Origin of the sequence: Streptomyces puniciscabiei (genome assembly GCF_006715785.1) — a bacterium.
Lineage (GTDB): Bacteria > Actinomycetota > Actinomycetes > Streptomycetales > Streptomycetaceae > Streptomyces > Streptomyces puniciscabiei.
In genome coordinates this window covers 2,014,147-2,036,868 of the sequence record NZ_VFNX01000001.1, presented here as the reverse complement: position 1 = coordinate 2,036,868, position 22,722 = coordinate 2,014,147, and the positions used below count along the sequence as shown (strand labels likewise).

The window sequence follows — 22,722 nt, the reverse complement described above, 5'->3', positions numbered from 1 at the left end:
CGGCTGCCACACTGCCTGGCATGACGGACGAGCACAGTGGCCGGCACAGCGGCGAGCACCGTGAAGTGCGCCTGCGGGGCGTCACCGACGACGATCTGTACGTCTTCCTCGCCTATGAGCACGACCCGGAAGCCGTCCGCCGGTCGAGATTCACGCCCCGGCCGCGGGAGGCCTTCCTCACGCACTGGCGGAAGCGCGTGCTGGGTGATCCCGACTGCCTGGTGCGGACCGTCACGGTGGGGGATCAGGTTGCCGGGCACGTCGTCTCCTGGACGGAGGGCGAGCGGCGGTTCGTCGGGTACTGGCTCGGGCGGCCGTACTGGGGCGGCGGCGTCGGCACCCGCGCGCTCGGCCTCTTCCTGGAGCTGGATCGTGTACGGCCGCTGTACGCCGACCCGTTCGGCGGCAACACCGCCTCGGTCCGACTGCTGGAGAGACGCGGCTTCGAGCGGGCCGGCACGGTCCGGCACGGGGATGACGAACACGTGCTGCTCGTCCTCACCGGAGCAGGGAGCGAGAGCCCATGACCGCGCCCTCGCCCCCGCTCCTCGGCTAGCGCCGGTCGGCGGCGGGCGGGTGGTCGCCGGTGGCGCCGTCGATCAGCTCCCGCAGGATGTCCATGTGGCCGGCGTGCCGGGCGGTCTCCTCGACCATGTGGACCAGGGTCCAGCGCAGGCTGACGGTGATGTCCCGCCAGGCCGGGCTGCCCTGGGCGTCCAGCGGCAGCCCGGTGATCACGGCGTCGGCGGCGGCGCGGGCGCGACCGTAGAAGGCGACGATCCGCTCGGTCGTCTCTCCGGGGGTGACCCGCATGTCGTCGTGCGGGTCGAACCACAGCGGCTCGGGCTCGCCGCCGAACGTTTCCACGAACCAGCCGTACTCGACGCTGGCCAGGTGTTTCACCAGGCCCAGCAGATTGGTTCCGGACGGTGTCATCGGCCGGCGCAGCTGCTCGTCGTCCAGGCCGTCCAGCTTCCACAGCACGGCGTCGCGGTGCCGGTTCAGACTCGCGTGCAGGGTCTGCTTCTCTCCGGCGGAGTAAGTCGTCATGCGGGCGGAAATTAGCAGGCACACGCCGTAGTCACCCTGCGATCATGGCGGGCATGTCAGGGAACCGCTCGTTCGAGGACCTCGTGGCCGAGGGTGCCGCCGTCCCCACCGAGGGATGGGACTTCTCCTGGTTCGAGGGGCGGGCCAGTGAGGAGCGGCCCTCATGGGGGTACGCCGTGTCGGCGGGGGAGCGGCTGGCCCGGGCCGAGGCCGTGCTGGACATCCAGACCGGCGGCGGTGAGGTGCTGGACTTCGCGCTGGGCAGGGCGGAGCCCGCCCGGCCGGTGCTGGCGGCCGCCACGGAGGGCTGGCCGCCGAATGTGGCCAGGGCCACCGCGCTGCTGCGGCCGCGCGGGGTGGTGGTCGTCGCCGCCGCGGACGACGCGCCGCTGCCGTTCGCCGACGAGACGTTCGACCTGGTGCTCAGCCGGCACCCGGTGCGCCCGTCCTGGGACGAGATCGCCCGGGTGCTGCGGCCGGGTGGCACGTACTTCGCCCAGCATGTGGGGCCCGCCAGCGTCTTCGAGCTGGTGGAGTACTTCCTCGGGCCGCTGCCGCAGGAGGTGCGCTCCGGCCGGGACCCCGAGCGCGAGCGGGCCGACGCGGAGGCGGCGGGCCTGGAGGTGGCCGGGCTGCGGGCGGAGCGGCTGCGGATGGAGTTCCATGACATCGCCGCCGTCGTTCACTTCCTGCGCAAGGTGGTGTGGATGGTGCCGGGCTTCACGGTGGAGGCCTACGAGCCCCGGCTCCGGGCGCTGCATGACCGGATCGAGAAGCAGGGGCCGTTCGTGGCGCACAGCACCCGGCACCTCTTCGACGTCCGTAAACCCGGCTGATTCACCCGGAGTTTGCCAACGGTTTCCACATCGTTATCCGATGCGGTTCACGTCAGCCTCATCTGCCACATAAGTTCAGACCAAGGTAATTCGCGTCGGCAAACCCGCGCGGGTGGCACCGCGCAGTGGAGGGGGCTGCGCGGTGCCGTGAAACCGAGGGATCCTCCCCCGCCGCCGTAGCGGAACCGTCAAGTCACCGTTCGCTGACCGGGTAGCCCGTCGGGGGGACCCGGGGGCGACTCGCCGCCATGGGCCCAGACGGCGTAAATCGGCTGAATTTCTCCGAATCGTTTCGCATCTGATCGGTTTTCCCTGGGATTCCCCTGTGAACCGGCCATGTGACACCCCTGAATCCAGCATTCCGCGCCCACCACGGCGTCGCCGGATGATTCCGGAGAGTAGTTGTGTCCCGCCAATGCACCCACCATTCCTTACGAAGGGTTATGGTGGAAACCCCCCCTCGGGCCGGTCCGTCTCCCCCCCACGGACCGGCCCGTTTTTCGTCCCCGGGCGACGGGACCCTCGACGGCGGCTCCGGGAACCGCTCGGCACCGGTCCGGCGTCCCCACCCGAAGGGGCGCGGGGCTGTGCTCCATACGCGGCTCCCGCGCGGCGCCGCCGCGCGGCCGCGACAAGCCCCCACACAGCGGCAGGACAGGGCGAAACCGCACGTCCCCCGAACCCCCGTCCCCAAACCCCGGGCCGGACCAAAGGCCCCAGGGGGGGGTAGGCTCGAACAACTCCCGCACCCCCAACCCGCCGCCAACCCCCCGGAGGGCCACGTGAACCTGCGCGACAACCTGCGCAGCCTGCTCGTCAGGCTCTACGCACGCCGGGTGGAGGGCCACCTGGACCACGCCCAGGTGCCCAAGCACATCGGCGTCATCATGGACGGCAACCGCCGCTGGGCGAAGGCGTCCGGCTCCACCACCGTCCACGGCCACCGGGCCGGTGCGGAAAAGATCGAGGAGTTCCTCGGCTGGTGCACCGAGACCGACGTCGAGGTCGTCACCCTGTGGCTGCTGTCCACGGACAACTTCGACCGGCCGCAGGAGGAACTCGTCCCGCTGCTCGGCATCATCGAGGACGTCGTCCGCACGCTCGCCGCCGACGGCCGCTGGCGCGTGCACCACGTCGGCACGATGGACCTGCTGCCGGGCGGCATGCAGCGCACCCTGAAGGAGGCCGAGGAGGCCACCGCCCACATCGACGGCATACTCGTCAACGTGGCCATCGGCTACGGCGGCCGGCAGGAGATCGCCGACGCCGTGCGCGCCATGCTGCTCGACGCCCGCGACAAGGGCGTGACGATGGAGGACCTCGCCGAGTCCGTCGACGTCGACATGATCGGCCGTCACCTCTACACCGGCGACCAGCCCGACCCGGACCTCGTCATCCGCACCAGCGGCGAGCAGAGGCTGTCCGGATTCATGCTGTGGCAGACCGCGCACTCCGAGTACTACTTCTGCGAGGTCTTCTGGCCCGCCTTCCGGAAGGTCGACTTCCTGCGCGCCCTGCGCGACTACGCCGCACGTCACCGACGTTACGGCGGCTGAACTCGCCTGACGCCCCGCTGGCCGCCACGGCAGCGGGGCGCTTCGTATACCCCGGTTCCGGCGGACTTAACAAGGAGTTCACCGGCACGCCGTTGGCCGCTTTTGCATGGCGGTGCATGTTCGAGGGCATAAGCCAGTCAGGTCGACACCCGAACCACGGGTGTCGGATCTCAGCGGGCGGCACGGGGCCGTCCGCCCGGGAGGCCCTTTGCACCAGCCCGATCGTGCGGTCACTGCACGGAAGCAGCCGCGGAGGGCCGGTTCACGGCCCGCCGTACGCGGGGGCCAGACACCGGTCCAGCTCAGCCTCGTCGCTCCCCGACCTCATCCGAGGGGGTACGTCCTTCCGTGGTGACCAGCACAAAGCGCCACAAGCCAGACCGGCGCACCTATGTTCTCGACACCAGCGTCCTGCTGGCCGACCCGAACGCCCTGACCCGCTTCGACGAGCACGAGGTCGTGCTCCCCATCGTGGTGGTCACGGAGCTGGAGGCCAAGCGGCACCATCCCGAACTCGGCTACTTCGCCCGCCAGGCCCTGCGCCTGCTGGACGACTACCGGGTGAAGAACGGTCGCCTCGACGCCCCCATCCCCATCGGGGACCTGGGCGGGACCGTCCGTGTCGAGCTCAACCACTCGGACCCCAGCGTGCTGCCCACCGGCTACCGCCTGGGGGACAACGACTCCCGCATCCTCGCGGTGGCCCGCAATCTGCAGGCCGAGGGGTACGACGTCACCGTCGTGTCGAAGGACCTCCCGCTCAGGATCAAGGCCTCCTCCGTCGGTCTCCTCGCCGAGGAGTACCGCGCGGAGCTCGCCATCACGGAGAACTCCGGCTGGACCGGAATGTCCGAACTGACCCTCTCCGGCGAGCAGGTGGACATCCTCTTCGAGGAAGGGCACCTCTACGTCCCCGAGGTCACCGAGCTGCCGGTGCACACGGGGCTGACCATTCACTCCGAGCGCGGCAAGGCGCTCGGCCGGGTCACCGCCGAGGGCAATGTCCGTCTGGTGCGCGGCGACCGTGAGGCGTTCGGCATCAAGGGCCGCAGTGCCGAGCAGCGGATCGCCCTCGACCTGCTGCTCGACCCGGACGTCGGCATCGTCTCGATGGGCGGCCGGGCCGGCACCGGCAAGTCGGCGCTGGCGCTGTGCGCGGGCCTGGAGGCGGTCCTGGAGCGCCGTCAGCACCAGAAGGTGATGGTGTTCCGGCCGCTGTACGCGGTCGGCGGGCAGGAGTTGGGCTATCTGCCCGGCACCGAGGCGGAGAAGATGAGCCCGTGGGCGCAGGCCGTCTTCGACACGCTGTCGGCGGTCACCAGCCGCGAGGTCATCGAGGAGGTCACCGCGCGCGGGATGCTGGAGGTGCTCCCGCTCACCCACATCCGCGGCCGCTCGCTGCACGACGCGTTCGTGATCGTGGACGAGGCGCAGTCGCTCGAACGGAATGTGCTGCTCACCGTTCTGTCCCGAATCGGCGCGAATTCACGGGTCGTTCTCACCCATGACGTGGCACAAAGGGACAATCTGCGCGTGGGACGCTACGACGGGGTGGTCGCCGTCGTCGAGAAGCTCAAGGGGCATCCGCTTTTCGCCCATGTCACGCTGACCCGGTCCGAGAGGTCCCAGATTGCGGCGCTTGTGACCGAAATGCTGGAGGACGGTCACATCTGACCGCACCCGTACGGCAGTTGGCGCCGTCCGGCAAAGGCCAAGAGCCTAGCCGGGCGGCGCCTCGGCGTGTGGAGCTTTCCGGAAATCCCCGGGGCCAAACGGGATGTGAGCTTTCACACTCAACGCAGAATTGCCTCCCGGCGTCCGGTTACGGCAGAGTCTCAGTCCTGTCAGGCCCCGCATACGACACACCTGTACCCCCAGCGGTACAGCACCACAGAAGCACCACCAACTCCATAGAGTTCGTCGTATGCCGCCCGAGCACCACGCGGCGCTCCCCGGAGGGGGAGTTGCCCACCGGGCCCGTGCCTCCCGTGACCCCGCAGTTGGGAGGCCAGTGTCAGGGGCACGATTGCGTCCGCCAGGGTCACCGAAGCGGGCGATGCTGGAAGGAAACCGTGTGAGCCGGATTTCGGTCCGGGGATTCGCAGTGGCCTCGGCCACCGCGGTCACCGCCGTCGGAAGCGTCGTCGGAGTTGCCTCGGGCAGCGTCGCGCAGAACAACGACGCCGAGCCGACGGCCGCCGACACCACGCTCCTCGCGGACATACCCGCGGGCCAGCAGGCCCAGGTACAGTCCGCGTCCCTGACGCAGCAGGCCGACGCCCAGGCCATCGCCGCGGACGCGAGCGCCAAGAAGGACGCCGAGGAGGCGGCCCGCAAGGCAGCCGCCGAGACCGCCATCGCGAAGAAGGCGGCGGCCGAGCAGGCGGCCAAGGAGGCCAAGGCGCGCGCCGAGGCCAAGTCCGCGGCCAGCCGCGACAGCGCCCGCGACTCCTCCAGCTTCCCGGTCCAGAGCAGCTACACCGTCGCGCAGATCCAGGCGATGGCGCGTCAGATGGTGGCGTCCGACCAGTTCCAGTGCTTCAGCAACATCGTGGACCACGAGTCCAGCTGGAACTACCAGGCGACGAACGCCTCCTCCGGTGCCTACGGCCTCTTCCAGGCCCTGCCCGCCGGCAAGTACGCCTCCGCCGGCGCCGACTGGCAGACGAACCCGGCGACCCAGATCAAGTGGGGCCTCAACTACATGAACAGCCGGTACGGCAGCCCCTGCCAGGCCTGGTCGTTCTGGGCGGCCAACCACTGGTACTAGACCAGCCCGGTCCGCACCGGTCGTACTCAACCTCGCGCAGCCCCTCCCCGTCCTCAGGTGAGGGGCTTTCGCCCTGTACGGTCGTAGCCGAACGCCTCCAGGGGGAGGAGAGGTGGCGAGCACGCGGGGACGCGGGGGAAGAGGACGGATCATGTCGCGAGTGCCAGGGTGGCTCGGCAAGCTCGGTGCCGGTCTCACCGAGATGAGCGAGCGCCTGGACGAGCGCCGTGCGGAGGTGGCGCGCGAGGACGCCGCGGCCTCCGCGGACACCCCGCCCGAACCCGCCGCCCCGGGCCCCGACCCGATTCCCGTACCGCCCGCCCGCCGGCCCACGCCGGCGGCCGGCCCCCGTCCCGACCCCGCCGAGGCCGTGCCCTGGGGTGTGCGGGTCGCGGCCGAGGCCGGCTGGCGGCTGCTGGTCCTCGCCGGCACGGTCTGGGTGCTGATGAAGGTCATCAGCGCCGTGCAGCTCGTGGTGTTCGCCTTCGTCATCGCCCTGCTCGTCACCGCGCTGCTGCAGCCGACGGTCGCCCGGCTCACCCGCCGCGGAGTGCCGCGCGGCCCTGCCACCGCGCTCACCGCGATCAGCGGGTTCGTCGTGATAGGGCTGATGGGCTGGTTCGTGACCTGGCAGGTCGTGGAGAACATCGACACGCTCTCCAACCAGATCCAGCACGGCATCGACGACCTGCGCAACTGGCTGCTGAAGAGCCCGTTGCACGTCACCGACAAGCAGATCAACCAGATCGCCAAGAACCTCCGCGAGGCGATCGGCGCCAACGCCGACCAGATAACGTCCGCCGGCCTGCAGGGCGTCCAGGTTGTCATCGAGACCCTCACCAGCATCCTGCTGGTGTTCTTCTCGACGCTGTTCCTGCTCTACGACGGCAAGCGCATCTGGGAGTGGTTCCTGAAGCTGGTGCCCGCCGCGGCCCGTCCGGGCGTGGCCGGCGCCGGCCCGCGTGCCTGGCGCACCCTGACCGCCTATGTGCGCGGCACGGTCCTGGTCGCCCTGATAGACGCGATCTTCATCGGTTTCGGCATCTACTTCCTCAACGTGCCGATGGCCGTACCGCTGGCCGTCTTCATCTTCCTGTTCTCCTTCATCCCGCTCGTCGGCGCGGTCGCCTCCGGCGCGCTCGCGGTGATCGTGGCGCTGGTCACCCAGGGCGTCTTCACGGCCGTCATGACCCTGATCGTCGTCCTCGCGGTCCAGCAGATCGAGGGCCACGTCCTGCAGCCGTTCATCCTGGGCCGCGCGGTCCGCGTCCACCCGCTCGCGGTCGTCCTCACGGTCGCCGCCGGCGGCATGGTGGCCGGCATCGGCGGCGCGGTGGTGGCCGTACCGCTGGTGGCGGTGGCCAACACAGTCGTGGGGTATCTGCGGCAGTACTCGGAGGAGCTGCAGCGGCAGAAGGCCGGGGTCGCACCGGTGGACGAGACCGCCGGAGAGCCGGCCCCGGCCGCCGCGGACGAGAGCCCGGACGCCTAGACGGACCGCCGCCGCGCGCGTGTTCATCCGTAGAGGACGGTCAGGGCGGCGAGCAGCAGGGCGGTGCAGGCCACGAACGCCGGCACGCGGTGGCGTTGCCACGCGGCGAGGGCGAGGGAGCATGCCCACGCCCCGCCGGTGAGGGCGACGGCAGGCCGGCCGTGCAGCACCTGGGCGGCCGAGAGGGGAATTACCCCCAGCAGCACCGTCGGCGGGACGATGGCGAGCCGCGGCCGGATGTCCAGCCGCTTGTAGACGACGCTCAGGACGATCGCGGAGACGGTGAGGACGAGGGGGACGGCCGTCAGACCCCACCAGGTGAAGCAGAGGGTGTCCACCGTCTCGCACTCGAGGTCGTTGCGGTGGATGGCCCAGGAGAGGTAGCGGTCGGCGCCGGTGGCCAGCAGCGCTCCGGTGGCGGCCGCGCCCAGCAGGCGCGGGAGCACGGATCCTGGTTCCGCGCGGGGAGTGTCCATTCCCGCAGCCTTCCGCAACCGGCGGCCGCAGGACCTGAGTACGGATACTCAGAAGACGGACGACGGCCCCCTGCCCAGCGGATGGGCAGGGGGCCGTCGCGATGCGCCGGGTCGGGCTACTCGGCCAGTACGGCCTCGGCCTCGAGGGTGACGCCGACCGCCTGGATCACCGAGGCGATCTTGAACGCCTCCTGGACGACCTCGCGCTCCACGCCCGCCTTGCGCAGCACCTGCTCGTGCGAGTCCAGGCACATACCGCAGCCGTTGATCGCGGAGACCGCGAACGACCACAGCTCGAAGTCGACCTTCTCCACGCCCGGGTTGCCGATGACGTTCATCCGCAGGCCCGCGCGCAGGGTGCCGTACTCGTGGTCGGACAGCAGGTGCCGCGTCCGGTAGAAGACGTTGTTCATCGCCATGATCGCGGCGGCCGACTTGGCGGCCTGGTACGCCTCCGGCGAGAGGTTCGCCTTCGCCTCCGGCTCCAGCTCACGCAGCACGATCGGGGAACGGGAGGCGATGGCGGTCGCCAGCACCGTGCCCCACAGCTGCTGCGCCGGGAGGTCGGAGTTGCCGATGACCGAGCCCAGGTTGAGCTTCAGGTCCTTGGCGTAGTCCGGCACGCGGGACTTCAGCGAGTCGAGCGACATGGGTCACTCACCGGCCAGCAGCGCGACCGGGTCCAGGGTGTCCTCACCCTTGGTCCAGTTGCACGGGCACAGCTCGTCGGTCTGCAGGGCGTCCAGGACCCGCAGGACCTCCTTGGGGTTACGGCCCACGGAACCGGCGGTGACCATCGTGAACTGGATCTCGCGGTTCGGGTCGACGATGAAGACGGCGCGCTGCGCGAAGCCGTCCTCGCCCTCGATGCCCAGGTCGCGCATCAGCTCGTGCTTGGAGTCGGCCATCATCGGGAACGGCAGGTCGGTCAGGTCCGGGTGGTCCTTGCGCCAGGCGTGGTGGACGAACTCGGAGTCACCGGAGAAGCCGAGGATCTGGGCGTCGCGGTCGGCGAACTCGTCGTTCAGCTTCCCGAACGCGGCGATCTCGGTCGGGCAGACGAAGGTGAAGTCCTTCGGCCACGCGAAGACGACCAGCCACTTGCCCTCGTAGGACTTGTGGTGGATCTGCTCGAACTCCTTGCCCTTCTCCAGCGAGACGCAGGCGGTCAGTTCGAACTCGGGGAACTTGTCACCGACAGTGAGCACACGCTCTCCTTGCAGCGAGGAACACCCCTTTTGGGGGCGTTTCCCATGGGTTGGACTGTGTCGATGGTGGCACAGGCTGCATTGATTAGTGAAATAGCTACACTCGGTCATGTTGATCGGAGGTAGTTATCAGTGACTATGAGTAACGGCAAGCGGAGGCAGCCGAGCCTCGCACAGCTGCGTGCCTTCGCCGCCGTCGCCGAGCATCTGCACTTCCGGGACGCGGCGGCCGCCATCGGGATGAGCCAGCCCGCCCTGTCCGGCGCGGTCTCGGCGCTGGAGGAGACCCTCGGGGTGACCCTCCTCGAGCGTACGACGCGCAAGGTGCTGCTCTCGCCCGCCGGTGAGCGCCTCGCCGTACGGACGAAGGCGGTGCTGGACGCGGTCGGGGCGCTGCTGGAGGAGGCCGAGGCGGTGCGTGCGCCGTTCACGGGCGTCCTGCGCCTCGGGGTGATCCCCACGGTCGCGCCGTACCTCCTGCCGACCGTGCTGCGGCTGGTCCACGAGCGCTATCCGCACCTCGACCTCCAGGTGCACGAGGAGCAGACCGCCAGCCTGATCGACGGCCTGGGCTCCGGCCGCCTCGACCTGCTGTTGCTCGCCGTCCCGCTCGGCGTGCCCGGAGTCGTCGAACTCCCGCTGTTCGACGAGGACTTCGTGCTCGTCACCCCGCTCGACCACTGGCTCGGCGGCCGCGAGGGCATCCCGCGCGCGGCGCTCAAGGAGCTGAACCTGCTGCTCCTGGACGAGGGCCACTGCCTGCGGGACCAGGCGCTCGACATCTGCCGGGAGGCGGGCCGCGAGGACGCCCCGGTCACGACCACCGCCGCCGGGCTGTCGACGCTGGTCCAGCTGGTCGCCGGCGGCCTCGGCTGCACGCTGCTGCCCCGTACGGCCCTGAAGCTGGAGACCGCGCGCAGCAGCCAGCTGCTCACCGGCTCCTTCGCCGACCCGGCCCCGAGCCGCCGGGTCGCCTTCGCGATGCGGGCGGGGGCGGCGCGCTCCGCGGAGTACGAGGAGCTGGCCGTGGCTCTGCGGGGGGCGTTGGGTTCGTTGCCGGTACGGGTGCTGGCGTAGCGCCAGCCGAAGAGCCGCGCCACGCGGTCGAGCGTCTGCGGCCGCGTCGTGGTTTCTCGCGCCCACGCGGCGGAGCCGCATATCGACACAGCCCCGCGCCCCTTCGGGGCGCTCAGCTACTCGGTACGCAATCCCTCCGGCCGCATCAACCGCACCAGCGGCGGCAGGCTCAGCAAGGTCACGGCCACGACGACCGCCGCGCCCACCGCCGTCATCGACAGCACGCCCGGCCAGTCCACGCTCACCGTCGCGCCCACCATCTTCAGCAGCACACCGCCCAGCGTCAGGCCCACGGCCGAGGCGAGCAGCAGGCCCAGGGCGATGGGGATCGCCGTCTGCCACAGCACCGACATGCTCAGGGTGCGCCGCCGGGTGCCGAAGGCGACCAGCGAGGACAGCAGCTTGCGGCGCTCGCGCAACTGCTCCAGCTGGGAGACCAGCAGGCTCATGCCGATCAGCGCCAGCACACAGACCGCGCCGACGAACGTACCGGTGCGGATGGAGGTGAACTTGTTCGACTGCTCGGTCGACGACCACACCATCGCGTCCGCGAGCGGGTCGATCCGCGCCGCCGTGTTGCGGACGTACTCGTGCACGTCCGGCACCGACTCGTCGAGCCTGAGGTACACCCCTCCGGTCAGCGCGCTGCTCATCCGGCCGGTCAGCGCCGCCGGCGTCATCAGCACCCCGCTGTCCTTGGTGCCGTTCGGCCCGGTGATCGCGCGGGCCTGCTTCAGCCCGTGCGGCACGGTCCAGACGACGTCCGGGCCGTCGCCCAGGCCGTCGCTCGTGTTGACGTGGAGCGTGCGGCCCGGCCGGGCGTAGGTGTCCACCTCGGAGTCCTCGTCCCCGCCCTTCGCGACGAAGACGTCCCCGTCGCGGCAGGAGGTCAGCGCGGCCACCTTGCGCAGGGAGGCGCAGGTGCCGACGGTGAGGCCCACCGTGTTGTCCGGACCGGCATTCCGGCGCCAGGGCCGGTCGCCCAGTTCGGTGCTGCCGAGCGCGGTGGCCTCCCGTACCCCCTTGGTCGCCGCGAACTTGCCGGCGGCCGGCACGAAGGGGACGCCCCGTGACAGGTTGACCTGCATCTGAACGCTGGCGGTGTCCTTGCCGGTGGACTTGGTGTAGTCGCCCTGCACGCCCGCGAACAGCATCTGCAGCGCGATCGCACCGGCCACCGCGACCGCGATGCCGTTCACCATGCGCGCCGCCGAGCCACTGCTCAACTGCAGCCGCCGTACGGCCAGTTGCCAGGCCACCCCGCCGCGCCCGAGCCGGGCCACGACCGCCTCGACGACCCACGGCAGCAGCGCGGTCACGCCGACGAGCAGCAGCAGGACGCCGCCGATCACCAGGTACTCGTTGAAGGTGCCGTTGCTCCGGCCCTGGCCGATCATCGGCGCGAGGCACGCCAGTCCGCCGACCGGCAGCAGCAGCCGCCACCACAGCCGGCGGCGCGCGGGCTTGGCCGTACGGACCACGCCCAGCGGCTCGATGACCACTCCGCGCAGCGCGAACAGCGTGACCAGGACCGCCGCCGCCGGGACGGCGACCGCGACCAGGGCGGCCAGCGCCGGGGAGGGGTTGAGATAGCTGGGGAACACGCTGACGTCCATGATCTCGACCGAGGCCGCGAGCTGCCGGCCGAGCAGGAAGAAGACGGTGCCGAAGACCAGTCCGACCAGCGATCCGGCGAGTGCCTCCCCGGCCGCGATCCGCCGGGTCATCCGGCTGTCGGAGCCGACCAGCCGCAGCGCGGCCAGCCTGCGGTCGCGCCGCTCGCCGCCGAACCGTACGGCGGTGGCGATGAACACGGCGACCGGCATCAGCAGCACCGCGAAGACGACGAGCGCCAGCAGGATCAGCACCGGGTCGGCCTTTTCCGCCGGGGATGCCTGCGGGGGCCCGAAGTGGTCGATCCGGGCGGTCCGCCAGTTGTTGATGTGCGAGGCCAGGTCCTTCGCGCCGGCGTAGTAGGCGAGTTCGTGCGAGCCGATCAGCCCGGGCTCGGCGATGGTCCCGACGATCCGGTACGGCAGCCGCTCGCGCAGCAGCTTGCCGTCGGCGGAGCCGAGCAGCTTCTTCAGCGCGGGGGAGACGACCATGTCACCCGGCGCCGGATACGCCGTCAGGCCCGGCGCGACCGGTGCCCGCGGCCCCTCCGGTTCCACCAGCCGGCCGCGGACGTCCGTGCCGTGGTACGTCGAGTCGGCGTCGGAGATCACCAGCGTGTTCGCGGCCTTCGGCCGGTGCGGGCCGTAGGTGTAGTCCAGGCGCGCCTGGTCGCGGTCGTGCCGCACCGCGATCGCGTTCGGGAGCGCGGTCGTCAGCAGCAGCAGCGCCACGCCGAGGCCGACACCGACCGCGGTCAGCAGCATCCGCACCCAGCCCTCGCGCCCGCCGGTGAACGCGAACCGCACGCCCATTCCCAGGTCTCGGCACCATTGCCGGGCGTTCATATGGCCCGCTCCATGTCGCGGGACTTCCCGTCGCGTACGACGATCTCGCGGTCGGAGTAGGCGGCCACCCGGGGCTCGTGCGTGACCAGCACGACGGCCGCGTTGGTGGTGCGGGCCGCGTCGGTCAGCAGCTCCATCACGCGCTCGCCGTTGAGGGAGTCGAGCGCGCCGGTCGGCTCGTCCGCGAAGACCACCCGGGGCCCGGTGACCAGGGCCCGCGCCACCGCGACGCGCTGTCCCTGGCCGCCGGAGACCTCGCCGGGCCGCTTGCCCCCGAGGTCGTCCACCTCCAGGCGTTCCATCCAGGTGAGCGCGGCCTTCTCGGCCTGCTTGCGGGAGGTGCCGTTCAGCCGGAGCGGCAGTGCCACGTTCTCCACACACGTCAGCTCGGGCACCAACTGGCCGAACTGGAAGACGAAACCGAACTCCGACCGGCGCAGCGCGCTGCGCTCGGCGTCGCTCAGGCCGGCCAGTTCGCGGCCGTTGTAGACGATGGAGCCGGAGTCGGGCGGCACGATGCCGGCGAGGCAGTGCAGCAGCGTCGACTTGCCGGAGCCGGAGGGGCCCATCACGGCGACGACCTCGCCGGGGTGGATGGAGAACTCGGCGCCGTCGAGCGCGACCGTGGGACCGTAGGCCTTGTGCAGGTTCTCGGCGGCGAGCAGGGAGCCGGGGGGAGGAGTCACTTGGCCACCGCCTCACGGAGCTTGTCGAGGCGCGCGGCGGTCAGCTCCAGCCAGCGCAGGTCGGCCTCCAGGTGGAACAGCGCGTGGTCGCAGATCAGCTGGTCCGCGAGGTCGCCCTTGCGCTTGCGGTCGGTCAGGATCCGCATGCTGCGCAGGTGCTCGGCGCGCTGGGTGTCGAGGATGACGGAGGCGTCGCGGTGGGTGAGGAGGGCGAGGACGACCTTGTTGTACAGGGTCGACTGCAGATACTCCTCCGGCTTCTCCGGGGTGCCGAGCCAGCGCTCGACGTCCGTGATGCCGGCGCCGGTGATGGCGTACCGCTTGCGCTCCGGGCCGTCGCCCGCCTCGATCCCGTCGACCTCCACGAGGCCGTGCTTCAGCAGTCGGGACATCGTGGAGTAGACCTGGCCGTAGTGCAGCGGCCGGTCGTGACCGAACTTCTCGTCGAAGGCCCGCTTCAGGTCGTAACCGTGCCGCGGGCCGGACTCCAGGAGTCCCAGGAGAGTGTGACCGATGGACATGCACCGCACTCTACACACGGTGTATACGTCGCATGTATACGCGCAGTGTGTAGATCATGGCGGGGTGTACGGGGGTGCAGGTGGGAACCGATTGTCACGGTTCCGAAACAGGTGGCCTGCCTCTGCGCGGCAGCGGTCCCGTCTCCTTCGGCAGCCGTCCCGCCTCGGCCAGTGCCTTCCTGAGCAGGAACTCGATCTGCGCGTTGGCCGACCGCAGCTCGTCCCCGGCCCAGCGCGCCAGTGCCTCGTACACCGACGGGTCGAGCCTCAGCAGTACCTGCTTGCGCTGCTGAGGCCGACGCTTCGGAGTCCCCGAAGGCTCCGTCACTGGTAGAGCGTCCCGGTGTTGAGGACCGGCTGCGGGGCCCGGTCACCGCACAGCACCACCATCAGGTTGGACACCATCGCCGCCTTGCGCTCCTCGTCCAGTTCCACGATGTCCGCCTCCGCGATCCGGCCGAGCGCCGCCTCGACCATGCCGACCGCGCCGTCCACGATCTGCCGCCGCGCGGCCACGACCGCACCGGCCTGCTGCCGCTGGAGCATCGCCGAGGCGATCTCGGGAGCGTACGCGAGGTGCGTGAAGCGCGACTCGACGATCCGCACCCCGGCCGCCTCCACCCGGGCCTGCAGCTCGACGGCCAGCTTCTCGGTGATCTCCTCGGCGTTGCCGCGCAGCGACAGGCCGTCCTCGTCGTGGGCGTCGTAGGGGTACTCGATCGCGATGTGCCGTACGGCCGTCTCGGTCTGCGTGGCCACGAACTCGGTGAAGTCGTCGACCTCGAAGGTGGCCTGCGCGGTGTCCTGGACCTTCCACACCACGACGGCGGCCAGCTCGATCGGGTTGCCGTAGGCGTCGTTGACCTTCAGTACGGCGGTCTCGTGGTTGCGCACCCGGGTGGAGATCCGGGTCCGCGAGGTGAAGGGGTTCACCCAGCGCAGGCCGTCCTGCCGGACCGTGCCCCGGTAGCGCCCGAAGAGCTGGACGACCCGGGCCTCGCCGGGCGCGACGGTGTTCAGGCCGCGCAGCGAGATGATCGCGGCGAGGAACACGACGATCCCGGTGACGATGAGCCCGGCCTTGGCGCCGGCGGCGGAGACGGCCGAGGCGGCGGCGAGCAGTCCGGCGGTGGCGCCGAGCCCGAGCAGGCCGAGCAGCAGGGCGAGCCCGCCGCCGATGCTGTGCGCGGTGAACTCCCGCACCTGTGGCGCGGGCATCTCGGGTACGTCGAGGGCGGAGTCGTTGGCGGTCATGGTGATCCCCGTTCAGGTTGTGCTCACTTCGGTCTAGCTAAGTGATATCACTTTTCCGGCCGGAAGCAACCCCATGACCTCCAGATCCGTCGGTTCCCTTGGAGCAGGTGCTGATTGTCACGTCCGTAAAAGAACGGATCGGACGCCCTTTGTCATATAGACGGGTGTTAGCTTTCGGAGCTGACCACTGAGACGGAAGCGGAGCGAAGGAACCCATGGGACGAGCGGAAGAGAGACGAGCGCGCCAGCGCGGTGGCCACCGCGCGGCGCCCAAGCGCCGCCGCTCCGCCCCCGCAGGCGGCGCCGCGCCCGCGCCCGGCGGCAGCGCCGGGCCCGCCCCGGGCCGCAGAGCCGCCGGCAAGGCCGCCAAGCCGCCCAAGGGCCGCATACGCCGCCTGTTCACCTGGAAGAAGATCCTGGGCACGTTCTTCGGCCTGTGCCTGCTCGGCATCGGCGGCTTCATCGCCCTGTACATGATGGTCGACATCCCCCAGGGCAACGCCGCCGCCAGGCAGCAGAGCAACATCTACAAGTACAGCGACGGCTCGATCATGGCCCGCGTCGGCAAGACCAACCGCGAGAGCGTGGACCTGGCCAACGTGCCCAAGGACGTCCAGCACACCTTCGTCGCCGCCGAGAACAAGACCTTCTACACCGACTCCGGCATCGACCTCAGAGGCCTGGCCCGCGGTCTGTACAACACGGCGATGGGCCGTGGCGCCCAGGGCGGCTCCACGATCACCCAGCAGTACGTCAAGAACTACTACCTCAACCAGAACCAGACCGTCAGCCGCAAGCTCAAGGAGATGGTCATCTCCTTGAAGGTGGACCAGAAGCTGACCAAGGACCAGATCCTCGCGGGCTACATCAACACCAGCTACTACGGCCGCAACGCCTACGGCATCCAGGCCGCCGCCCAGGCCTACTACCGCACCGACGCCCAGAAGCTGACGGTCGAGCAGGGCGCCTACCTCGCCGCCCTCCTCCAGGCGCCGAGCCAGTACGACTGGGCGGTCGCGACCTCCACGGGCAAGAAGCTGGTGCAGGCCCGCTGGAACTACGTCCTGGACAACATGGTCAAGCAGCACTGGCTGGACCCGGCCAAGCGGCAGGCCATGAAGTTCCCGTATCCCAAGGACCCCAAGGGGACGCCGGGTCAGGAGGGGCGGAAGGGCTATCTGATCGACCTCGCCAACCAGCAGCTCGAACAGCAGCTGATGAAGCAGGAGAACATCAGCCGTTCCCAGGCCGAGGCCGAGGTGATCGACCGCGGCTGGACCATCACGCTGAACATCGACAAGAAGAAGCAGGCCAAGCTGGAACAGGCCGTCAAGTCCCAGCTGACCGGCAAACTGGATGCCAAGAAGCGCAAGGTCGACAGCGCCGTGCAGGCCGGCGCGGTCTCGGTGGATCCCAAGACCGGCAAGATCGTCGCCCTCTACGGCGGTGAGGACCTCTTCAAGCACTGGACCAACAACGCCACCCGCCGGGACTACCAGCCCGCCTCGACGTTCAAGCCGGTCATCCTCGCCGCCGCTCTCGAGAACGGCTCCACCACGCAGGACGGCAAGCCCATCACCGCCAACACGGTCTACGACGGCACCAGCGGCCGCCAGGTCGTGGACCACGGCAGCAAGGTCGGCTTCGGCCCGCCGAACGAGGACCACCACGACTACGGCCCGATCACCGTCCAGCAGGCCATGAACAACTCCGTGAACTCCGTCTTCGCGCAGATGGGCGTGGACGTGGGCATGAAGAACGTCATGAGTACCGCCGACAAGCTCGGCATGGACACCACCGGCATGCAGCCGGTGTACGCGCAGACCCTCGGCTCCATGGGCGCCAGCCCGCTGGAGATGGCCGGGATCTACGCCACCCTCGCCAACCACGGCAACAAGGTGACACCGAGCATCCTCAAGTCGGCCCAGCAGAGCACCCGTTCCGTACAGCTGCCCAGCCCGATCGGCGGCGAGGTGATCAGCCGGAACGCCGCCGACACCGTGACCTCGGTGCTGACCGGCGTGGTCGACGACGGCACGGCGCAGAAGTACGTGGCCAACAATCCGCTGCGCGACGGCCAGCAGGTGGCCGGCAAGACCGGTACCTCCGACGAGGACAAGTCCGCCTGGTTCACCGGCTACACGCCCGACCTGGTCACTTCCGTCGGCCTCTTCGGCGAGGACGCGAAGAGCCAGGCACATGTCTCCCTGACGGGCGCGGGCGGCCTGCTCGATTCCACCGGCGCCCCCGGTCGCGTCAACGGCGGTGGCTACCCGGCGCAGATCTGGGCCGCGTACACCTTCGGGGTGACGCACAGGGCCGAGTTCGACCTGGAGACCGACCAGGGCGCGGCCGTCCAGCCGACGCAGACCCCGACCCACAGCCAGACCCCGACCCAGACGCCGTCGCACACGCCGACCAGCAAGCCGCCGACCAGCTCCGCGCCGCCGTCGAGGACGCCGACGCAGACGCCGACCCAGACGCCCACGCAGACGCCGACGCAGACCCCCACGCAGACGCCGACGCAGACGCCGACAGGCGGCGTCTCGGACAACCCGCTCGATCCGGGCGGCGGCCAGAACTTCGGCCAGTAGGCCCGCCGGTAGGCCGGTAGATCGGTGGAGCGCACACGCGAAGGGCGCCCGGGAACTCCCCGGGCGCCCTTCGCGCAGCTACGGCTCGCTCAGCCCCGGTTCAGCTCGAACCACACCGACTTGCCGGTGCTCAGCCGGGTCGCGCCCCAGCGCCGGGCCAGCTTGTTGACCAGGTACAGGCCGCGCCCGCCCTCGTCGTCGGCCCGGGCCTGCCGCAGCCGCGGCAGCTGCGGCACGTCGTCACCGACCTCGCAGCGCAGCACGTCGGTGCGCAGCAGCCGCAGCGTCACCGGCCGGGACGCGTACCGTACGGCGTTCGTCACGACCTCGCTGACCAGCAGCTCCACCGAGTCCGACAGATCCTCCAGGTCCCAGCGGGCGAGTGCGCGCCGGGCCAGGCGGCGGGCCTGGCCGGGGGCCGTGTCGTCCGGCTCCAGCTTCCAGTACGCGACATCGCTCGGCGCGATCCCGTCGAAGCGGGCCGCGAGCAGCGCGATGTCGTCGTCCCGGTCGCCCGGGCCGAGCATGTCCAGCACCTCGTCGCACAGGGCTTCCAGCGGCGGCGGATGGTCCGGGCCGGTCAGCCGCGCGGTCGCGGCGAGCTTCTCCCGCAGCTGCTCTATGCCGGTCCACACGTCCCGCAGCCGGGACTCCACCAGCCCGTCGGTGTACAGCAGCAGCGTGGCCCCGGCGGGCGCGTCCAGCTCCACGGCCTCGAAGTCGACACCTCCGACGCCGATCGGCGCCCCCGGCGGCACCCGCAGCACCTCGGCCCGGCCGCCCAGGTGCAGCAGCACGGGCGGCGGATGGCCGGCGTTGGCGATGGTGATGCGGTGCGTCACCGGGTCGTAGACGGCGTACAGACACGTCGCCATGCGGTCCGTACCGAGCCGCTGCGCCTGCTCGTCCAGGTGGTGCAGCACCTCCTGCGGCGGCAGGTCGAGCCCGGCCAGGGTCTGCGCGGTCGTCCGCAGCTGGCCCATGATCGCCGCCGAGGTCATGGAGTGCCCCATGACGTCACCGACCACGAGCGCGACCCGGCTGCCGGGCAGCGGGATCGCGTCGTACCAGTCCCCGCCGACCCGCGCGGTCTCCGCGGCCGGCAGATACCGGGAGGCGAGCCGCACGCCGGTCGGCCGGGGCAGGGTCTCCGGCAGCATGGTGCGCTGCAGCTCGTCGGCGATGTACGCCTCACGGCCGTACAGCACCGCCTTGTCGATGCCGAGCGCGCTGTGCGTGGCCAGCTGGGCCGCCACCAGCAGGTCGTCGGCCTCGAACGCCAGCCGCTCCGGGCGGCGCAGGAACAGGGCCGCCCCGATCACCCGGCGCCGGCCGCGCAGCGGCGCGAGGATCGCGTGCTGCCCCGACGGCACGACCGTCTCGGCGCACTCGCCGAGCAGCTCCGGCAGCGCGGCCCGGGCGGCGGGCGAGTCGGCGAACACCGGACGCACCCCGCGCAGCACCTCGTTCAGCGCACCGCCGGGGCGCACCTCGCACAGCTCGGTGGTGAGCGCGGACAGCTCGGCCAGCGCACTCGGCTCCGGCTCGGGGTCGAAGGCGGGCGGCAGCAGCACCCCGTCGGTGTCCCGGTCCTCCGGAATCCGGTCGGTACGGCGCAGCCGCAGCACCACCGGACCGGTGGGCCGCTCGTCGCCGACCGGCAGCGGGTCGCGCAGATAGACCAGGATCGCGTCCGAGAACGTCGGCACGGTCGCCCGGCACAGCCCCATCACGATCTCGTCCAGGTCCAGTCCGCGCGCGATCCGCCGGGTGGCCGCGCCCACGAAGCGCAGCCGGTCGCCGTCGCGCCGCATCGGCATCGGGCGGCCCGGCGGCAGACCGCGCCCGGTACGGCGCTCCTGACCGCCCGGCACCCGCTCCTGCTCGGCGCCGGGCTGCGGCGGGATGGCCTCCGGCCCGGGGCGCGCCGGGAGGGCCGCCTCGGGCGCCGGACGCGGGCGGTGCGCGCCGGGCTCGGTGGTGGCGGGCTGGGAGTGCTCGGGGCCGTTGACTGGGGGCTCCTTCCCCTTGCCGACCGGGGACTGCGTCCCCCTGCCGTCCTGTCCCTGGCCACACGGTGTGGCCGTGCCCGGTGCGCAGGACACTCCCTCCGGCCGGGCCTGCGCCGGTAAGGCCGGGCTGCCGGCCGGTTTCGGGGCACGCGTGAGCGCCCCGCGGCCCTCCGCGGGGTCGGCGCCCTGAGGGCGCTCGAAGGAGGTGGGCTGCTCCGTCACGCGTGTCGCATCCATCCGTACGGCACTGCGCGCCGGGCGCGCAGTTGCTCCCGCAGAAGTCCCGATACCCGCAATACGTGCCCCAGGAACGGAATTCCCGCGTGGTCAGAGGTGGTTCCTGTGCCCTGGTGCCCCTCGCTCACGTGCTGCCGCCCCTCGGTGACGATCGGTCAAGCCCGGCAGATGCCCCGGGAGTTGCTGTTGTGCGCCCTTGCGGAGGACGATCCTACGTTTCTTGCCCGGGGGCGCATCAAGGGTCTCATGAGGACACATGCGCGGGCGTACGGTCCCAGTCCTCCGGGAGAGAAGGTACCGCCCAGGACGGATCCGGGCGCCAGTGCTGCCAGCCGTCCGAGAACGGCGTCCCCCACGCCTCGATCACCTCGACCGCGTCCCGCCCGGCCGCCCGGACCCGCTCGGCGGTGGCCGCGTCCATCAGCCCGTCCCGCTGGGCCTGGGCGAACTCGTCCTCGTCGCGCCAGTGCCAGCTGCGGTCGGGATGCACGGAGATGTCCAGGAAGTAGTCCTCGGAGTCCACCCCGCCCGCCCAACGGGTCAGGGGCTGCTCGAGGTTGACGTACCAGTTCTTGAACCGCCAGCCCGGCTCCCAGAACAGCCACACCGACCAGGGCCGGCCCGGCTGGGCCAGCTTCAGCACACCCGTGCCGAACCAGTGGTCCCGCTGCACCGAGCGCGGCTTGGTGTAGCGGGACCGCAGCGGCTCCAGGTGCACGGGCGTGCCGTCGGCGAGGACCGGCTTCACGCACTCGGTGCCGGGGGCCATCCACACGGCCAGCAGCTCGGCGTCGTCACGGACGACGGTGACGGGCCGGGCGATGTGGATGCGCGCACCGGCGTTCGCCCGGTAGCGCCACAGGATCTGGCTCCCGGGGGCCCAGTGGGCCGCAGGTCCCGTACCCGCCGTCCCCGCCGCGTCCGCCGTGTCCACGTGTGTCGTCGCTCCGTCGTCCGTCATGGACAGATATTAGGTGCCGCAGGCATACGACGCTGCGGTGCACGTCACGGTTCCGGACGGCCGCGTGACCGGTGGCCGAAAAGGTTCGCTCGCGGTTACGGGTGCGTCATCCGCAGGACATCCAGGGCCTCGTCGAGCTGCTCCCGCGTCAGGTCGCCGCGCTCGACATAGCCGCTCTCCAGGACGACCTCACGGATCGTCTTCCGCTCCGCGAGGGACTTCTTGGCGACCTTCGCGGCCTCCTCGTAGCCGATGTACTTGTTCAGCGGGGTCACCACGGACGGGGACGACTCCGCGTACTCCCGGGTCCGCTCCCGGTCGGCCGTGATGCCGTCGACCGTCCGGTCGGCCAGCAGCCGGGAGACGTTGGCGAGCAGCCGGATGGACTCGAGCACGTTCTTGGCGATGACCGGCAGCATGACGTTCAGCTCGAAGTTCCCGGCGGCGCCGGCCGTGGCGATGGTGGCGTCGTTGCCGATGACCTGCGCGGCCACCATGAGGACGGCTTCGGGGATCACCGGGTTGACCTTGCCCGGCATGATGGACGACCCCGGCTGCAGGTCGGGCAGCCGGATCTCGGCGAGCCCGGTGCGCGGCCCGGACGCCATCCACCGCAGGTCATTGGCGATCTTCGTCAGTCCGACCGCGATGGTCCTGAGCTGCCCGCTGGTCTCCACGATCCCGTCCCGGGCGCCCTGCGCCTCGAAGTGGTCACGGGCCTCGGTGAGCGGCAGCCCGGTGGCCCGGGCGACCTCCTGGATGACGGCGGCGGAGAAACCGGGCGGGGTGTTGATACCGGTGCCCACGGCCGTGCCGCCGAGGGGGAGTTCGGCGAGCCGGGGAAGGGAGGCCCGCAGCCGCTCGACTCCGTAACGAATCTGGGCGGCGTATCCGCCGAACTCCTGACCGAGCGTCACCGGCGTGGCGTCCATGAGATGGGTCCGCCCCGACTTGACCACGTCGGCGAACTCCTCGGACTTGCGGGTCAGGGAGCCGGCGAGGTGCTCCAGGGCCGGGATCAGGTCGCGGGTGACGGCGGCGGTGGCGGCGATGTGGAGGGAGGAGGGGAAGACGTCGTTGGACGACTGGGAGGCGTTGACGTGGTCGTTCGGGTGCACGTCCCGGCCCAACCGCTCACTGGCGAGGGTGGCGATGACCTCGTTGGTGTTCATGTTGGACGAGGTGCCGGAGCCGGTCTGGAAGACGTCGATGGGGAAGTGCTCGTCCCATCGGCCTTCGGCGACCTCGGCCGCGGCCTCCTGGACCGCTTCGGCCACCTCCTTGTCGAGCACGCCGAGTTCGGCGTTCACCTTGGCGGCGGCGCCCTTGATCCGGGCCAGCGCCTCGATGTGCGCGCGTTCCAGACGCTGGCCCGAGATCGGGAAGTTCTCGACGGCGCGCTGGGTCTGGGCGCGCCACTTGGCGGTGGCGGGGACGCGGACCTCGCCCATGGAGTCGTGCTCGATGCGGTAGTCGCTGTCGCTCATGGCAGCTATAGCGATCGGGCACGCGGCGTTGTTCCCCTTCGTTACG

The 22,722-nt window shown here is 70.8% G+C and carries 20 protein-coding genes; 8 read left to right on the top strand and 12 right to left on the bottom strand.

The features are described 5' to 3' along the window. The first annotated feature begins 20 nt into the window (after window positions 1-20). Window positions 21-527 carry a GNAT family N-acetyltransferase gene (locus FB563_RS09060; RefSeq protein WP_055706304.1) on the top strand — a complete coding sequence of 169 codons (507 nt, stop codon included), beginning with the start codon at window positions 21-23 and terminating at the stop codon, window positions 525-527. A 25-nt stretch (window positions 528-552) separates the two neighbouring features. Here FB563_RS09060 and FB563_RS09055 read toward each other — a convergent pair whose 3' ends face one another. Further along, window positions 553-1,050: a DinB family protein gene (locus FB563_RS09055; protein ID WP_055706303.1), complete on the bottom strand. Its 498-nt coding sequence runs from the start codon at window positions 1,048-1,050 to the stop codon at window positions 553-555. 53 nt (window positions 1,051-1,103) lie between these two features. Between FB563_RS09055 and FB563_RS09050 the strand changes: the two genes are divergently transcribed. The 5 genes from FB563_RS09050 to FB563_RS09030 all read left to right on the top strand — a co-directional run bounded on the left by FB563_RS09050 (window position 1,104) and on the right by FB563_RS09030 (window position 7,704). Further along, a complete protein-coding gene (locus FB563_RS09050; RefSeq protein ID WP_167528476.1) occupies window positions 1,104-1,886 on the top strand; it encodes a methyltransferase domain-containing protein in 783 nt (260 codons plus the stop codon). A 782-nt stretch (window positions 1,887-2,668) separates the two neighbouring features. Beyond that, complete coding sequence (locus tag FB563_RS09045; protein ID WP_055706301.1) at window positions 2,669-3,442, top strand: isoprenyl transferase; 774 nt, start codon at window positions 2,669-2,671, stop codon at window positions 3,440-3,442. A gap of 348 nt (window positions 3,443-3,790) precedes the next feature. Continuing rightward, the gene (gene phoH2, locus FB563_RS09040; protein ID WP_055706300.1) at window positions 3,791-5,116 is read left to right on the top strand and encodes an RNA 5'-3' helicase PhoH2; all 1,326 of its coding nucleotides are present in this window, start codon (window positions 3,791-3,793) and stop codon (window positions 5,114-5,116) included. Between the two features lie 400 nt (window positions 5,117-5,516). After that, window positions 5,517-6,212, top strand: coding sequence for an aggregation-promoting factor C-terminal-like domain-containing protein (locus FB563_RS09035; protein WP_234357757.1), 696 nt, complete (start codon window positions 5,517-5,519; stop codon window positions 6,210-6,212). A 151-nt stretch (window positions 6,213-6,363) separates the two neighbouring features. Beyond that, on the top strand, window positions 6,364-7,704 hold the full coding sequence (locus tag FB563_RS09030) for an AI-2E family transporter (protein WP_142218578.1): 1,341 nt from the start codon (window positions 6,364-6,366) through the stop codon (window positions 7,702-7,704). A gap of 23 nt (window positions 7,705-7,727) precedes the next feature. On the opposite strand, the gene FB563_RS09025 is transcribed toward FB563_RS09030, so the two are convergent. The 3 genes from FB563_RS09025 to FB563_RS09015 all read right to left on the bottom strand — a co-directional run bounded on the left by FB563_RS09025 (window position 7,728) and on the right by FB563_RS09015 (window position 9,388). Further along, the gene (locus FB563_RS09025; protein WP_142218577.1) at window positions 7,728-8,180 is read right to left on the bottom strand and encodes a hypothetical protein; all 453 of its coding nucleotides are present in this window, start codon (window positions 8,178-8,180) and stop codon (window positions 7,728-7,730) included. A gap of 116 nt (window positions 8,181-8,296) precedes the next feature. Then, the gene (locus FB563_RS09020; RefSeq protein ID WP_055704785.1) at window positions 8,297-8,830 is read right to left on the bottom strand and encodes an alkyl hydroperoxide reductase; all 534 of its coding nucleotides are present in this window, start codon (window positions 8,828-8,830) and stop codon (window positions 8,297-8,299) included. A 3-nt stretch (window positions 8,831-8,833) separates the two neighbouring features. Further along, entirely contained in the window at window positions 8,834-9,388 is a 555-nt protein-coding gene (locus FB563_RS09015) for a peroxiredoxin (protein WP_055704786.1), read from the bottom strand. A 138-nt stretch (window positions 9,389-9,526) separates the two neighbouring features. Here FB563_RS09015 and FB563_RS09010 point away from each other — a divergent pair, with 138 nt between their 5' ends. Then, complete coding sequence (locus FB563_RS09010; protein ID WP_055704787.1) at window positions 9,527-10,465, top strand: LysR substrate-binding domain-containing protein; 939 nt, start codon at window positions 9,527-9,529, stop codon at window positions 10,463-10,465. A gap of 116 nt (window positions 10,466-10,581) precedes the next feature. Here FB563_RS09010 and FB563_RS09005 read toward each other — a convergent pair whose 3' ends face one another. The 5 genes from FB563_RS09005 to FB563_RS08985 all read right to left on the bottom strand — a co-directional run bounded on the left by FB563_RS09005 (window position 10,582) and on the right by FB563_RS08985 (window position 15,385). Next, the gene (locus FB563_RS09005) at window positions 10,582-12,924 is read right to left on the bottom strand and encodes an ABC transporter permease (RefSeq protein ID WP_055704788.1); all 2,343 of its coding nucleotides are present in this window, start codon (window positions 12,922-12,924) and stop codon (window positions 10,582-10,584) included. Continuing rightward, window positions 12,921-13,610, bottom strand: a complete 690-nt coding sequence (locus tag FB563_RS09000) for an ABC transporter ATP-binding protein (protein ID WP_055704789.1) — start codon at window positions 13,608-13,610, stop codon at window positions 12,921-12,923. Before FB563_RS09000 ends, FB563_RS09005 begins: the two co-directional genes overlap by 4 nt. Further along, window positions 13,607-14,131, bottom strand: coding sequence for a PadR family transcriptional regulator (locus tag FB563_RS08995; protein WP_055704790.1), 525 nt, complete (start codon window positions 14,129-14,131; stop codon window positions 13,607-13,609). Before FB563_RS08995 ends, FB563_RS09000 begins: the two co-directional genes overlap by 4 nt. Window positions 14,132-14,225: 94 nt before the next feature. Continuing rightward, on the bottom strand, window positions 14,226-14,459 hold the full coding sequence (locus tag FB563_RS08990) for a type II toxin-antitoxin system antitoxin (RefSeq protein WP_055704791.1): 234 nt from the start codon (window positions 14,457-14,459) through the stop codon (window positions 14,226-14,228). Next, a complete protein-coding gene (locus FB563_RS08985) occupies window positions 14,456-15,385 on the bottom strand; it encodes an SPFH domain-containing protein (protein WP_055704792.1) in 930 nt (309 codons plus the stop codon). Before FB563_RS08985 ends, FB563_RS08990 begins: the two co-directional genes overlap by 4 nt. Before the next feature lie 215 nt (window positions 15,386-15,600). Here FB563_RS08985 and FB563_RS08980 point away from each other — a divergent pair, with 215 nt between their 5' ends. Beyond that, complete coding sequence (locus FB563_RS08980; protein ID WP_055704793.1) at window positions 15,601-17,979, top strand: transglycosylase domain-containing protein; 2,379 nt, start codon at window positions 15,601-15,603, stop codon at window positions 17,977-17,979. An 89-nt stretch (window positions 17,980-18,068) separates the two neighbouring features. Here FB563_RS08980 and FB563_RS08975 read toward each other — a convergent pair whose 3' ends face one another. From FB563_RS08975 to FB563_RS08965, 3 genes are all read right to left on the bottom strand, one after another. Beyond that, window positions 18,069-20,228 (bottom strand): SpoIIE family protein phosphatase, encoded by a 2,160-nt coding sequence (locus tag FB563_RS08975; protein WP_411573167.1) that lies wholly within the window; start codon window positions 20,226-20,228, stop codon window positions 18,069-18,071. Window positions 20,229-20,472: 244 nt separating this feature from the next. After that, a complete protein-coding gene (fomD, locus tag FB563_RS08970) occupies window positions 20,473-21,189 on the bottom strand; it encodes a cytidylyl-2-hydroxypropylphosphonate hydrolase (RefSeq protein ID WP_079048606.1) in 717 nt (238 codons plus the stop codon). A 95-nt stretch (window positions 21,190-21,284) separates the two neighbouring features. Further along, complete coding sequence (locus tag FB563_RS08965) at window positions 21,285-22,676, bottom strand: class II fumarate hydratase (RefSeq protein WP_055704795.1); 1,392 nt, start codon at window positions 22,674-22,676, stop codon at window positions 21,285-21,287. Between the last annotated feature and the right edge of the window lie 46 nt (window positions 22,677-22,722).